Consider the following 13,601-nt stretch of genomic DNA (forward strand, 5'->3'; position numbering starts at 1 on the left):
TGTTCGAGATGCACTGTGATTGACGCAGGTGATCGGGGGCTTCGGCCTTCCTTCGCTTTCTCCGGCGGCCCATGCCGCCTTAACGCAGACTTCTAGGGTTTTTCATGACGCGCTACATATTCGTCACGGGCGGTGTTGTTTCTTCATTGGGGAAAGGCATTGCCTCGGCTTCCCTGGCGGCCATCCTGGAAGCGCGGGGGCTCAAGGTCACCATGCTCAAGCTGGACCCGTACATCAACGTCGACCCGGGTACCATGAGCCCGTTCCAGCACGGTGAAGTGTTCGTCACCCACGACGGCGCCGAGACCGACCTCGACCTGGGCCACTACGAGCGGTTCATCCGCACCACGATGACCCAGAACAACAACTTCACCACCGGCCGCATCTACGAGCACGTGCTGCGTAAAGAGCGCCGTGGCGACTACCTGGGCGCGACCATCCAGGTCATCCCGCACATCACCGACGAAATCAAGCGCCGCATCATCAAGGGCGCCGGCGACGCCGACGTCGCGCTGGTCGAGATCGGCGGTACCGTGGGCGACATCGAGTCGCAACCGTTCCTCGAGGCCATCCGCCAGCTGCGCGTCGAAGTTGGCTCCAAGCGTGCCATGCTGATGCACCTGACGCTGGTTCCGTATATCGCCACCGCTGGCGAGACCAAGACCAAGCCGACTCAGCACTCGGTGAAGGAGCTGCGCTCCATCGGCCTGCAGCCTGATGTGCTGATCTGCCGCTCCGACCACCCGGTCGACGCTTCGTCGCGTCGCAAGATCGCGCTGTTCACCAACGTCGAAGAGCGTGCGGTGATTTCGCTGGAAGACGTCGACACCATCTACAAGATTCCTGGCGTGCTGCACGCACAAGGCCTGGACGACTTCGTCGTCGAGCGCTTCGGCCTGCAATGCAACAGCGCCGACCTGTCCGAGTGGGACAAGGTCGTCGACGCCAAGCTCAACCCTGAGCAGGAAGTGACCATCGCCATGGTCGGCAAGTACATGGAGCTGCTGGACGCGTACAAGTCGCTGATCGAAGCGATGAGCCACGCCGGCATCACCAACCGCACCAAGGTCAACCTGCGCTACATCGACTCCGAAGACATCGAGAACCAGGGCACCAGCCTGCTCGAAGGCGCCGACGCCATCCTGGTGCCGGGCGGTTTCGGCCTGCGCGGCGTCGAAGGCAAGATCACCGCGGTACAGTACGCCCGCGAGAACAAGGTCCCGTACCTGGGTATCTGCCTGGGCATGCAGGTGGCCGTGATCGAGTTCGCCCGCAACGTGATGGGCTGGAAAGACGCCAACTCGACTGAATTCGATCGCAACAGCGGCCACCCGGTCGTCGGTCTGATCACCGAGTGGGCCGATGCCACCGGCGCGGTCGAAACCCGTACCGAAGCCTCCGATTTGGGCGGCACCATGCGCCTGGGCGCGCAGGACTGCCAACTGGCGGCCGGCTCCAAGGTCCATGACTGCTACGGCAAGGACATCATCACCGAGCGTCACCGCCACCGCTACGAAGTCAACAACAACCTGCTGCCGCAGCTGGTTGAAGCTGGCCTGCAGGTGTCCGGTCGCTCCGAAGACGGCGCGCTGGTCGAAGTGGTCGAGTCCAAGGACCACCCATGGTTCGTCGCCTGCCAGTTCCACCCGGAGTTCACCTCCACGCCACGTGACGGCCACCCGCTGTTCAGCGGTTTCGTCAAGGCTGCCCTGGCACAGAAGAACAAGGCCTGATCCATGACTCAGAAGATCATTCGCGTCGGTAACATCGAGATCGCCAACGACAAGCCGTTCGTCCTGTTCGGCGGCATGAACGTCCTGGAGTCCCGTGACCTGGCCCTGAAGGTCTGCGAGGAATACGTGCGGGTGACCGAGAAACTCGGCATCCCGTACGTGTTCAAGGCCAGCTTCGACAAGGCCAACCGTTCGTCGGTCAACTCGTACCGTGGCCCGGGCATGGAAGAAGGCCTGAAGATCTTCGAGGAGATCAAGCGCACCTTCAACGTGCCGGTGATCACCGACGTGCACGAGCCCTACCAGTGCGAACCGGTCGCTCAAGTGTGCGACATCATCCAGCTGCCGGCCTTCCTGTCGCGTCAGACCGACCTGGTCGTGGCGATGGCCAAGACCGGCGCTGTGATCAACATCAAGAAGGCGCAGTTCCTGGCGCCCCACGAGATGAAGCACATCCTCAACAAGTGCGTCGAAGCCGGCAACGACCAGCTCATCCTGTGCGAGCGCGGTTCGAGCTTCGGCTACAACAACCTGGTCGTGGACATGCTTGGCTTCGGCATCATGAAGCAGTTCGAGTACCCGGTGTTCTTCGATGTGACCCACTCGTTGCAGACGCCGGGTGGTCGCGCCGATTCCGCCGGCGGTCGCCGCGCCCAGGTCACGGATCTCGCCAAGGCTGGCATGAGCCAGGGTCTGGCGGGTCTGTTCCTCGAAGCCCACCCGGACCCGGACAACGCCAAGTGCGACGGTCCATGCGCGCTGCGCCTGGACAAGCTGGAGCCGTTCCTGGCGCAGCTGAAGCAATTGGACGACCTGGTGAAAAGTTTTCCGACGGTAGAAACCGCGTAAAGCTCATTTCTCGGGTAAAGTACCGCCCGTTCCACCCCCTGACCTATCGGTCAGGGGGCTCCCTTCCCCAGGCCTGCCCGTGCCATGTCGCCTGGTGAACGGCAAGAATTCCCAAAAGCTGCGTTGTTTTCGTCAATTCTGGAGTGCTTACAACAATGGCAAAGATCGTCGACATCAAAGGTCGTGAAGTTCTCGATTCGCGTGGCAACCCCACCGTGGAAGCCGATGTACTGCTCGACAACGGCATCATCGGCAGCGCCTGCGCGCCGTCGGGTGCTTCCACTGGCTCGCGCGAAGCGCTGGAGCTGCGTGATGGCGACAAGAGCCGTTACCTGGGCAAGGGCGTGCTGAAGGCCGTCGCCAACATCAACGGCCCGATCCGCGACCTGCTGCTGGGCAAGGACCCGGCTGACCAGAAAGCCCTGGACCGCGCCATGATCGAGCTGGACGGTACCGAGAACAAGGCCAAGCTGGGCGCCAACGCCATCCTGGCCGTGTCGCTGGCCGCCGCCAAGGCCGCCGCCCAGGACCTGGACCTGCCACTGTACGCCCACATCGCCAACCTGAACGGCACCCCGGGCCAGTACTCGATGCCGGTTCCGATGATGAACATCATCAACGGCGGCGAACACGCCGACAACAACGTCGACATCCAGGAGTTCATGGTGCAGCCGGTTGGCGCCAAGACCTTCTCCGACGGCCTGCGCATGGGCACCGAGATCTTCCACCACCTCAAAGCCGTGCTCAAGGCCCGTGGCCTGAACACCGCCGTCGGTGACGAAGGTGGCTTCGCCCCGAACCTGGCCTCCAACGAAGACGCCCTGGGCGCCATCGCCGAAGCCGTCGAGAAAGCCGGCTACAAGCTGGGCACCGACGTCACCCTGGCCCTGGACTGCGCAGCGTCCGAGTTCTACGAAGACGGTAAGTACAACCTGTCCGGCGAAGGCAAGTCGTTCGACGCCGAAGGTTTTGCCGACTACCTGAAGGGCCTGACCGAGCGCTTCCCGATCATTTCGATCGAAGACGGCCTGGACGAGTCCGACTGGGCCGGCTGGAAGATCCTGACCGACAAGATCGGTGAGAAGGTGCAACTGGTGGGCGACGACCTGTTCGTCACCAATACCAAGATCCTGAAAGAAGGCATCGAGAAAGGCATCGGCAACTCGATCCTGATCAAGTTCAACCAGATCGGCTCGCTGACCGAGACCCTGGAAGCCATCCAGATGGCCAAGGCCGCCGGCTACACCGCGGTGATCTCGCACCGTTCCGGTGAAACCGAGGACTCGACCATCGCTGACCTGGCCGTAGGTACCGCTGCCGGCCAGATCAAGACCGGTTCGCTGTGCCGTTCCGACCGTGTCAGCAAGTACAACCAACTGCTGCGCATCGAAGAGCAACTGGGCGCCAAGGCCGTATATCGCGGTCGTGCCGAGTTTCGCGGCTGAGCAAGAGATGGTAAAAAGGCAGCAGCCGGGGCCGGCTGAACGTTCGTTCTGATCGTTCGGTCGTCTCCAACCGGTTTCTGTCGACGAAGCCTGGCCTCGGCCAGGCTTCGTGCTATCGGAAGCTCGCTGCGGCGGCCTTTTCTACCCTGGATATCTTCATGCGCAGTCCCTATTGGTTGTTCCTCGTCCTGCTCCTGCTGCTCGGCGGCCTGCAATATCGCCTCTGGGTGGGTAATGGCAGCCTGGCGCAAGTGACCGAACTCAAGCAGCAGATCGCCGACCAGCATGCGGAGAACGAACGGCTGCTGGAGCGTAATCGCGTGCTCGACGCTGAAGTCCTGGAGTTGAAGAAAGGTATGGAGACCGTGGAAGAACGGGCTCGTCATGAACTGGGGATGGTCAAGGAGGGTGAAACCCTCTACCAGTTGCCGCAGAAATGACATCTGTACTGCCGGCCTTCTGGGCCGTGATTCCCGCCGCGGGCGTTGGTGCCCGCATGGCTGCCGACCGCCCCAAGCAGTATCTGCAACTGGGCGGGCAGACCATTCTCGAGCATAGCCTCGACTGTTTCCTCGACCATCCCGCGCTCAAGGGCGTGGTGGTCAGCATTGCCGAAGACGATCCGTACTGGCCTGGCTTGCGCTGCTTCGGCGATTCGCGAATCCAGCGTGCGCCGGGTGGTCGCGAGCGGGCCGACTCGGTGCTCAATGCCCTGTTGCTGCTGCACGCCCAGGGCGCGTCGGATGATGACTGGGTGCTGGTGCACGATGCGGCGCGCCCCAACCTGGCACGTAGCGATCTGGACAAGTTGTTGTCCGAGCTTGCTGATGATCCGGTAGGCGGATTGCTGGCGGTGCCCGCGCGGGACACGCTCAAGCGTGCCGGCGCCGATGGCCGTGTGGCAGCCACTGTCGATCGCAGCACCATCTGGCAGGCCTATACGCCACAGATGTTCCGCCTCGGTATGTTGCACCGCGCCCTGGCCGAGTGCCTGGTGTCAGACGTGGCCGTTACTGACGAGTCCTCCGCAATCGAATGGGCCGGCCATGCGCCGCGCCTGGTCGAAGGGCGCAGTGACAACATCAAGGTGACCCGGCCGGAAGACCTGGAGTGGTTGCGCCAGCGTTGGTCAGGCCGCCGCTAAGCGCCGGTCTGACGCCGTCCCTGTAGGAGCGGCTTCAGCCGCGATCACCCGCGAAGCGGGTGCCAGAACCGCGTTGCCTGCATCGCGGCTAAAGCCGCTCCTACAGGGGCGTGGAACGATATTCCGGCAACTGCGCCAAGCCCTCCTTCAGGTGATCCACCAGCCTGCGCACCTTCGGCGACAGGTGCCGCTGCTGCGGGTAGAGCGCCCACACCGCCGTGTTCGGCGGCTGGTGCCCCTCCAGCAATGACACCAATGCGCCCGTGCTCAGATGCTCGAGCACGTAATAGTCCGGCAACTGGCACAACCCCATCCCTTGCAATGCCGCATCCAGTACCGCCTGGCCACTGTTGCAGCGCCAGTTGCCCTGCACCCGCTGGCTGATCTCGCGACCATCCTGCTGCAGCGCCCACAGGTCGGAGCTGCCGATCAGGCAGTTGTGCCGCGCCAGCTCCGACAGGCTGTGAGGGCGCCCATAACGCTCCAGGTAAGCCGGCGAAGCGCACAGGTACATGCGCCTCGGCGCCAGGCGTGTCGCCACCAACCGCGAATCCTGCAGGCGACCCAGGCGGATGGCCAGGTCCATGCCTTCGTGGAGCAGGTCCAGGGTGCGGTTGCTCAGCTCCACCTCGACCCGCAACTGTGGGTACAACGCCATGAAGCGCGTCACCAGTGGCACGATGAAGCGCTCGCCATAGGCCACGGCACAAGTCATGCGCAGCAGCCCCTTGGGTTCACTGGCCAGGTCGCCCATGGCGCGCAGCGCTTCCTCACGGCCGTCCTGCAGGCGCTGGCAATGTTGCAGGAAGGTCTGCCCGGCCTCGCTCAGGGTCACCCGCCGAGTGCTGCGGTACAGCAGGCGGGTCTGCAGGCGCTCTTCCAGGCGGGCAATCTGCCGGCTGATATGCGACGAGGAGACGCCCAGGCGCTCGGCGGCGGCGGTGAACTGGCCCGACTCGGCCACGGCCACGAATTCGTCGATGCCTTCCCAGCGGCTGCTCATTGATTATCCCTGTCTGGCAATAATGTTTTGTGAATGGCCGGATTATTCATCAAATCAAGGTGAATTACACTGCTAGACACTAAACGACACTCTGTCTGGAGACCTTTGATGATCAAGTCCCGCGCCGCTGTAGCCTTCGAGGCCAAGAAACCCCTGGAAATCGTCGAAGTGGACGTGGCTATGCCCAAGGCTGGCGAGGTGCTGCTGCGCGTCGTGGCCTCCGGCGTGTGCCATACCGACGCCTACACGCTGTCCGGTGCCGATCCGGAAGGTATCTTCCCGTCGATCCTCGGCCATGAGGGCGGGGCGATCGTCGAGGCGATCGGCGAGGGCGTGACCTCGGTGGCGGTCGGCGATCACGTGATCCCGCTGTACACCCCGGAATGTGGCCAGTGCAAATTCTGCCGCTCCGGCAAGACCAACCTGTGCCAGGCCATCCGTGCAACTCAGGGCAAGGGCCTGATGCCCGACGGCACCACCCGCTTCAGCTACAAGGGCCAGCAGCTGTTCCACTACATGGGCACCTCGACCTTCTCCGAGTACACCGTGCTGCCGGAAATCTCCGTGGCCAAGATCCAGAAGGAAGCGCCGCTGGAGAAGGTCTGCCTGCTCGGTTGCGGCGTGACCACCGGTATCGGCGCGGTGCTCAACACCGCCAAGGTCAAGCCGGGAGACACCGTGGCCATCTTCGGCCTGGGCGGCATCGGCCTGTCGGCGGTGATCGGCGCGGTCAAGGCCAAGGCCTCGCGCATCATCGCCATCGACATCAACCCGGCCAAGTTCGAGATCGCCCGCCAACTGGGTGCCACCGACTGCGTCAACCCGAAGGATTACGATCGCCCGATCCAGGAAGTCATTGTCGACCTCACTGACGGCGGTGTGGACTTCTCCTTCGAGTGCATCGGCAACGTGCAACTGATGCGCGCGGCGCTGGAGTGCTGCCACAAGGGCTGGGGCGAGTCGGTGATCATCGGCGTGGCCGGTGCCGGCCAGGAAATCGCCACCCGTCCGTTCCAGCTGGTGACCGGGCGCGTCTGGCGCGGTTCGGCCTTTGGTGGCGTGCGTGGCCGCAGCGAGCTGCCCAGCTACGTCGAGATGTCCGAGAAGGGCGAGATCCCGCTGGACACCTTCATCACCCACACCATGGGCCTGGAGGACATCAACAAAGCCTTCGACCTGATGCACGAGGGCAAGAGCATCCGCAGCGTGATCCACTTCTGAGGCCCTTGCCATGACGCTGGAAAACATCTCTTGCCAGAAAAGCTTCGGCGGCTGGCACAAGCGTTACCGGCACACCTCCAAGGTGCTGGGCTGCGACATGGTGTTCGCTGTCTACCTGCCGCCCCAGGCCGAGCAGGGCGAGCAGTTGCCGGTGCTGTACTGGCTCAGCGGCCTGACCTGCACCGACGAGAACTTCATGCAGAAGGCTGGCGCCCAGCGCCTGGCTGCCGAGCTTGGGCTGATCATCGTCGCGCCGGACACCAGCCCGCGTGGCGAGCAGGTGCCGGGTGATCCGGACGGCGCCTGGGATTTCGGCCTGGGTGCTGGGTTCTACCTCAACGCCACCCAGCAGCCCTGGGCGCAGCACTACCGCATGCACGACTATGTCGTGCATGAGCTGCCGGCGCTGATCGAGGCGCACTTTCCGGCGTCCGACCAGCGCAGCATCAGTGGTCATTCCATGGGCGGGCATGGCGCGTTGGTTTGCGCCTTGCGCAACCCCGGGCGTTATCGTTCGGTGTCGGCGTTCTCGCCGATCAGTAACCCGATGGATTGCCCGTGGGGCGAGAAGGCGTTTTCCCGTTACCTGGGCGAAGACCGCTCGCGTTGGCGCGAGTGGGACGCCAGTGTGCTGCTGGCAGAGGCGGGTGAATGTCCTCCGCTGCTGGTGGATCAGGGGGATCGTGACGACTTCCTGGAAAAACAGCTCAAGCCACAGGCGCTGGAGCAGGCAGCGCGCAAAGGGGGGCATCGGCTGACCCTGCGCCTGCAGCCGGGCTACGACCACAGCTACTACTTCATCGCCAGCTTCATCGATGAGCACCTGCGTCATCATGCGGTGGCGTTGGGCAGGCTGTAGCCCAAGGCCAAGGCGTGCCTGGGGCCCGTAGGAGCCAGCCTTGCTGGCGAAGCCGGCGACGCGGTAGCCGGCACCGGCGCTGCCGGTGTTCGCCGGCAAGGCCGGCTCCTACGGGATCCAGTCGTCATCGACAGCCCCAAACACATCCGCCCAAGCCCCTGCAAAGCAGGTAGAATCACGCCCTGACTCAATCAGGGCGTTTTTCTATGCGTATTGGCCACGGCTACGATGTCCACCGTTTCTGCGACGGTGATTTCATTACCCTGGGCGGGGTGCGTATCCCCCACAAATACGGCCTGCTGGCCCATTCCGACGGTGACGTGCTGCTGCACGCCCTGAGCGACGCCCTGCTCGGTGCCGCGGCGCTGGGCGACATCGGCAAGCATTTCCCCGACACCGACCCGCAGTTCAAGGGTGCCGACAGCCGTGCGCTGCTGCGTCATGTGGTCGGTATCGTCCGCGACAAGGGCTGGAAGGTCGGCAACGTCGACGCCACCATCGTCGCCCAGGCACCAAAGATGGCCCCGCATATCGAAACCATGCGCCAGCAGATCGCCGCCGACCTGCAGGTCGAGCTCGATCAGGTCAACGTCAAGGCCACCACCGAAGAGAAGCTGGGCTTCACCGGTCGCGAGGAGGGCATCGCCGTGCATGCGGTCGCCCTGTTGCTGCCAGCATGACCGAACTGGAGCTGCTGGGGCCGCGCGCCTCGGGCGAGGCGTTGGGCACCGCCGTGCTCAAGGCGGTCGCCGAAGATTTCCAGGTCGATGAAGTCCTCGACATTCCGCTGTCCGGCCAGGGCGAGCACCTTTGGTTGTGGGTCGAGAAGCGCGACCTCAACACCGAGGAAGCCGCCCGCCGCCTGGCCCGAGCCGCCGGCGTGCCGGTGCGCTCGATCAGCTATGCCGGCCTGAAGGATCGCCAGGCCCTGACCCGGCAGTGGTTCAGCCTGCATCTGCCTGGCAAGGCCGACCCGGACCTGTCCCGCGCCGAGGACGAAACCTTGCGTGTGCTCAAGCAGGTGCGCCATCAGCGCAAGCTGCAACGCGGCGCGCACTCGGCCAACGGCTTCACCCTGCGCCTGACCGGCTTGCAAGCCGACCACCCGGCGCTCGACGCCCGTCTTGAACAGCTCAAGCAGTACGGTGTGCCCAACTACTTCGGTACGCAGCGCTTCGGCCACGGTGGCGGCAATGTCCACGACGCCCAGGATTGGGCGGCGCGCCAGGCGCTGCCGGAGCAACGCAATGTCCGCTCGCGGTTGCTATCCGCTGCGCGCAGCTACCTGTTCAACCAGGTGCTGGCGGCGCGTGTCGCCGATGGCACCTGGCAGCGTGCCCAGGTCGGCGACCTGCTGGCCTTCACCGACAGCCGCAGTTTCTTCGCGGCGGGGGAGGCCGAGTGCGCCGACCCGCGCCTGGCGATCCTCGACCTGCACCCCACTGGCCCGCTGTGGGGCGAAGGGGCGGCGCCCGGCGGCGGAGCGCCGCAGGCGCTCGAGTCCGAAGTCGGCGCCCGGCACCCACAACTGTGCCAATGGCTGGCGCGAGCGGGCATGGATCACGAACGGCGCATCCTGCGGCTCCCTATTGGGCGGCTGACGTGGCATTATCCCGAGCCTGATATCCTGCAACTGGAATTCGTCCTTCCGGCCGGATGCTTCGCCACCGTGGTGGTGCGCGAACTCGTCGATCTGGTGCCGGCAGGGCAGACGGACAGCCCATGCGTATTCTGATTTCGAATGACGACGGTGTTACCGCACCTGGCATCGCCGCGCTGCACGCAGCGCTGGCGGACCATGCCGAGTGCGTGGTGATTGCCCCGGATCAAGACAAGAGCGGTGCCGGCAGTTCGCTGACGCTGGACCGGCCGCTGCATCCGCAGACGCTGGCCAACGGCTTCATCAGCCTCAACGGCACGCCGACCGACTGCGTGCACCTGGGGCTCAACGGCCTGCTCGAGCACACCCCCGACATGGTGGTGTCGGGTATCAACCTGGGCGCCAACCTGGGCGATGACGTGCTGTATTCCGGCACGGTTGCCGCCGCGCTGGAGGGCCGCTTCCTCGGAGGCACTTCACTGGCGTTCTCGTTGCTCTCGCGCCTGCCGGACAACCTGCCCACCGCCGCCTACATCGCCCGCCGGCTGGTCGAGGCGCAATCGCGCCTGGAACTGCCACCGCGCACAGTGTTGAACATCAACATCCCCAACCTGCCGCTGGAGCACATCCGTGGCATCCAGCTCACCCGCCTGGGCCATCGCGCACGTGCGGCGGCACCGACCAAGGTGGTCAACCCACGGGGCAAGGAAGGCTACTGGATCGCCGTGGCCGGTGATGCCGAGGATGGCGGACCGGGTACCGATTTCCACGCGGTGATGCAGGGCTATGTCTCGATCACACCGTTGCAGCTGGATCGCACCTTCAACGATGCATTCGAGCGTTTCGACGGCTGGCTGGAGGGCGTGCTTTGATGCGCGAACAGGACGATCTGATGCGCCGTGGCATTGGCATGACCTCCCAGCGCACGCGGGAGCGGTTGATCCAGCGCTTGTATGAAGAGGGCGTATCGAACGCCAAGGTGCTCGAGGTGATTCGCAAAACGCCGCGTCACCTGTTCGTCGACGAGGCCCTGGCGCATCGCGCCTACGAAGACACTGCGCTACCGATCGGCCATAACCAGACCATCTCGCAGCCCTTCATGGTCGCCCACATGAGCGAGCTGTTGCTCGAGGCGGGCCCTCTGGACAAGGTGCTGGAGATCGGCACCGGTTCCGGCTACCAGACCGCGATCCTCGCGCAACTGGTGGAGCGGGTGTTCTCGGTGGAGCGCATCAAGGTCCTCCAGGACCGTGCCAAGGAGCGCCTGGTGGAGCTCAACCTGCGCAACGTGGTGTTCCGTTGGGGCGATGGTTGTGAAGGCTGGCCGGCGCTGGCGCCCTACAACGGCATCATCGTCACCGCAGTGGCGCCGGAAGTCCCCCAGGCCCTGCTGGACCAGCTGGCTCCGGGCGGGCGCATGGTGATTCCGGTCGGGCCGGCAGGGGAAACCCAGCAACTGATGCTGATCGTCCGGGAAGAGCAGGGGTTTTCTCGGCGTGTGCTGGGCGCGGTGCGTTTCGTGCCGTTGCTCAACGGCCCCTTGGCCTGAGCGCGCCACGGGAATATTTACGCCGCCAGCGAATTCCTGCGCCTGGCTCCGGTCTATCTGGCGTGGCGCCAGTTGGGTGTCGTGTTCAAACCGGGTCACGCCTGCGTGGAGGCTCGGGTATAATTGCAACAATATTGCATTTCATTTCTTCGTTAAAAGGCACCATGAGGGGAGCGCGGGTGGGTCACACAGTCATTCGGCAGCGCAAGGATCGATCGGGTTTGAAGCTTCTGGTGATTGCGTTGGCCATGGGCACCCTGCTGGCTGGCTGCTCCAGCACCGGATCGAGCGGCGCGCGCGTGGTCGACCGCAACAACGCGCCACCCAAGCGCGCGGCCGTGACCTCGGGGCAATACATCGTCAAGCCGGGTGACACCCTGTTCTCCATCGCCTTCCGTTATGGCTGGGACTACAAGGAGCTTGCTGCGCGCAACAATATCCCCGCCCCCTACACCATTCGCCCCGGTCAGCCGATCCGCTTCAGCAGCGCCTCGGGGGGCTCCACCACCGTGGTGAGCAGCCCATCGTCGTCGAGCAAGACCACGGTCATTCGCCGCCCGGTCAGCACCACCGCGCCGCCCGCCAATAATGAAAAATCCACGACCACGCCGCCATCAACCACCTCGCAAACGGTTGCCCAGGTGCCCGCCGCAGAGCGTGCCGTGGGCGGTTGGACGTGGCCGGCCAACGGCGTGCTGATTGGAAAATTCGCTTCAAACGGTAGTTTGAATAAAGGCATTGATATCGCCGGTGATTTGGGACAGCCTGTTTTTGCTGCGTCTGATGGTGCGGTGGTTTACGCCGGCAGTGGCTTGAGGGGCTACGGCGAACTGGTCATCATCAAGCACAGCGATACCTACGTCAGTGCCTACGGTCACAACCGCAGGCTTTTGGTTCGGGAGGGGCAGCAGGTCAAGGCAGGGCAGACGATCGCAGAAATGGGGTCCACGGGCACTGATCGGGTGAAGCTGCATTTCGAGATTCGCCGTCAGGGCAAACCCGTCGATCCTCTCCAGTTCCTGCCACGGCGTTGATCATTGTCCCGGCCTGTTCCTTGGATGTAGAGGGGACAGGCTCCAGCGCTACCAAGGAAAGGTGACGCTCGAGTCTGAGTTCGAACTCAGCAAAGGACTATAACAATGGCTCTCAGTAAAGAAGTGCCGGAGTTTGACATCGACGATGACCTGCTTCTGATGGAAACAGGCATCGTTTTGGAAACGGATGTGGTGTCAGACGAACCTGCTGTACCGTCGGTTCGGACCAAGTCGAAACAGGGCGCATCGCTCAAGCAGCACAAGTACATCGATTACAGCCGGGCGCTCGATGCGACTCAACTGTATCTGAATGAAATCGGCTTCTCGCCTCTGCTGTCGCCGGAGGAGGAAGTACATTTCGCGCGGCTGTCGCAAAAAGGCGACCCCGCGGGTCGCAAGCGCATGATCGAGAGCAACTTGCGCCTGGTGGTCAAGATCGCTCGCCGTTACGTCAATCGTGGCCTGTCGCTGCTCGACTTGATCGAGGAAGGCAACCTGGGCCTGATCCGTGCGGTGGAGAAGTTCGACCCCGAGCGTGGTTTCCGCTTCTCGACCTACGCCACCTGGTGGATTCGCCAGACCATCGAGCGGGCGATCATGAACCAGACCCGCACGATCCGCCTGCCCATCCATGTGGTCAAGGAACTCAACGTCTATCTACGGGCTGCCCGCGAGCTGACGCAGAAGCTCGATCACGAGCCGTCCCCTGAAGAAATCGCCAGCCTGCTGGAGAAGCCGGTCGCCGAGGTCAAGCGCATGCTAGGGCTCAACGAGCGGGTGTCCTCGGTAGATGTCTCGCTTGGGCCAGACTCCGACAAGACGCTGCTGGACACGCTCACCGATGACCGCCCCACCGACCCTTGCGAACTGCTGCAAGACGACGATCTGTCACAAAGCATCGATCAGTGGCTGGGTGAGTTGACCGACAAGCAGCGAGAAGTGGTGGTGCGCCGCTTCGGGTTGCGTGGTCATGAAAGCAGCACTTTGGAAGATGTGGGGCTGGAAATCGGCCTGACCCGTGAGCGGGTGCGGCAGATCCAGGTCGAGGGGCTCAAGCGCTTGCGCGAGATCCTCGAGAAGAACGGCCTGTCGAGCGAATCGCTGTTCCAATAGCGGTTGACGCGGCAAGCAGAACGCCCCGATGACCTCGGGGCGTTTTCGTTG

The 13,601-nt window shown here is 63.7% G+C and carries 14 protein-coding genes; 13 read left to right on the forward strand and 1 reads right to left on the reverse strand.

The features are described 5' to 3' along the window. Positions 1–104 precede the first annotated feature (104 nt). The 5 genes from P5705_RS00555 to ispD all read left to right on the forward strand — a co-directional run bounded on the left by P5705_RS00555 (position 105) and on the right by ispD (position 5,171). Positions 105–1,733, forward strand: coding sequence for a CTP synthase (locus tag P5705_RS00555; protein WP_046854404.1), 1,629 nt, complete (start codon positions 105–107; stop codon positions 1,731–1,733). A 3-nt stretch (positions 1,734–1,736) separates the two neighbouring features. Further along, positions 1,737–2,582: a 3-deoxy-8-phosphooctulonate synthase gene (gene kdsA, locus P5705_RS00560; protein ID WP_213657993.1), complete on the forward strand. Its 846-nt coding sequence runs from the start codon at positions 1,737–1,739 to the stop codon at positions 2,580–2,582. Between the two features lie 155 nt (positions 2,583–2,737). Continuing rightward, on the forward strand, positions 2,738–4,027 hold the full coding sequence (gene eno, locus P5705_RS00565; RefSeq protein WP_011535260.1) for a phosphopyruvate hydratase: 1,290 nt from the start codon (positions 2,738–2,740) through the stop codon (positions 4,025–4,027). A gap of 158 nt (positions 4,028–4,185) precedes the next feature. After that, a complete protein-coding gene (gene ftsB, locus P5705_RS00570; protein ID WP_011535259.1) occupies positions 4,186–4,467 on the forward strand; it encodes a cell division protein FtsB in 282 nt (93 codons plus the stop codon). Continuing rightward, positions 4,464–5,171 carry a 2-C-methyl-D-erythritol 4-phosphate cytidylyltransferase gene (gene ispD, locus P5705_RS00575; protein WP_277458975.1) on the forward strand — a complete coding sequence of 236 codons (708 nt, stop codon included), beginning with the start codon at positions 4,464–4,466 and terminating at the stop codon, positions 5,169–5,171. Before ftsB ends, ispD begins: the two co-directional genes overlap by 4 nt. A 100-nt stretch (positions 5,172–5,271) precedes the next feature. On the opposite strand, the gene P5705_RS00580 is transcribed toward ispD, so the two are convergent. Then, entirely contained in the window at positions 5,272–6,174 is a 903-nt protein-coding gene (locus P5705_RS00580; protein WP_277458976.1) for a LysR substrate-binding domain-containing protein, read from the reverse strand. Positions 6,175–6,282: 108 nt separating this feature from the next. Between P5705_RS00580 and P5705_RS00585 the strand changes: the two genes are divergently transcribed. The 8 genes from P5705_RS00585 (at position 6,283) to rpoS (ending at position 13,550) form a co-directional block, all read left to right on the forward strand. Continuing rightward, a complete protein-coding gene (locus tag P5705_RS00585; protein WP_213657989.1) occupies positions 6,283–7,395 on the forward strand; it encodes an S-(hydroxymethyl)glutathione dehydrogenase/class III alcohol dehydrogenase in 1,113 nt (370 codons plus the stop codon). Between the two features lie 10 nt (positions 7,396–7,405). After that, positions 7,406–8,254: an S-formylglutathione hydrolase gene (gene fghA / locus P5705_RS00590; protein ID WP_277458978.1), complete on the forward strand. Its 849-nt coding sequence runs from the start codon at positions 7,406–7,408 to the stop codon at positions 8,252–8,254. Between the two features lie 206 nt (positions 8,255–8,460). Next, positions 8,461–8,934, forward strand: a complete 474-nt coding sequence (ispF, locus tag P5705_RS00595; protein WP_240063827.1) for a 2-C-methyl-D-erythritol 2,4-cyclodiphosphate synthase — start codon at positions 8,461–8,463, stop codon at positions 8,932–8,934. Next, entirely contained in the window at positions 8,931–9,989 is a 1,059-nt protein-coding gene (gene truD / locus P5705_RS00600; RefSeq protein WP_277458979.1) for a tRNA pseudouridine(13) synthase TruD, read from the forward strand. Before ispF ends, truD begins: the two co-directional genes overlap by 4 nt. Continuing rightward, positions 9,977–10,726, forward strand: coding sequence for a 5'/3'-nucleotidase SurE (gene surE / locus P5705_RS00605; protein ID WP_011535252.1), 750 nt, complete (start codon positions 9,977–9,979; stop codon positions 10,724–10,726). The genes truD and surE overlap by 13 nt, the downstream gene beginning before the upstream one ends. A 38-nt stretch (positions 10,727–10,764) precedes the next feature. Continuing rightward, positions 10,765–11,403, forward strand: coding sequence for a protein-L-isoaspartate(D-aspartate) O-methyltransferase (locus P5705_RS00610; RefSeq protein ID WP_162042960.1), 639 nt, complete (start codon positions 10,765–10,767; stop codon positions 11,401–11,403). A gap of 179 nt (positions 11,404–11,582) precedes the next feature. Continuing rightward, positions 11,583–12,437 (forward strand): peptidoglycan DD-metalloendopeptidase family protein, encoded by an 855-nt coding sequence (locus P5705_RS00615; protein WP_277458981.1) that lies wholly within the window; start codon positions 11,583–11,585, stop codon positions 12,435–12,437. A 105-nt stretch (positions 12,438–12,542) separates the two neighbouring features. Next, positions 12,543–13,550 carry an RNA polymerase sigma factor RpoS gene (rpoS, locus tag P5705_RS00620; RefSeq protein WP_011535249.1) on the forward strand — a complete coding sequence of 336 codons (1,008 nt, stop codon included), beginning with the start codon at positions 12,543–12,545 and terminating at the stop codon, positions 13,548–13,550. The last annotated feature ends 51 nt before the right edge of the window (positions 13,551–13,601 follow it).

Source organism: Pseudomonas entomophila (assembly GCF_029478665.1).
In the GTDB taxonomy this organism is placed as follows: domain Bacteria; phylum Pseudomonadota; class Gammaproteobacteria; order Pseudomonadales; family Pseudomonadaceae; genus Aquipseudomonas; species Aquipseudomonas entomophila_F.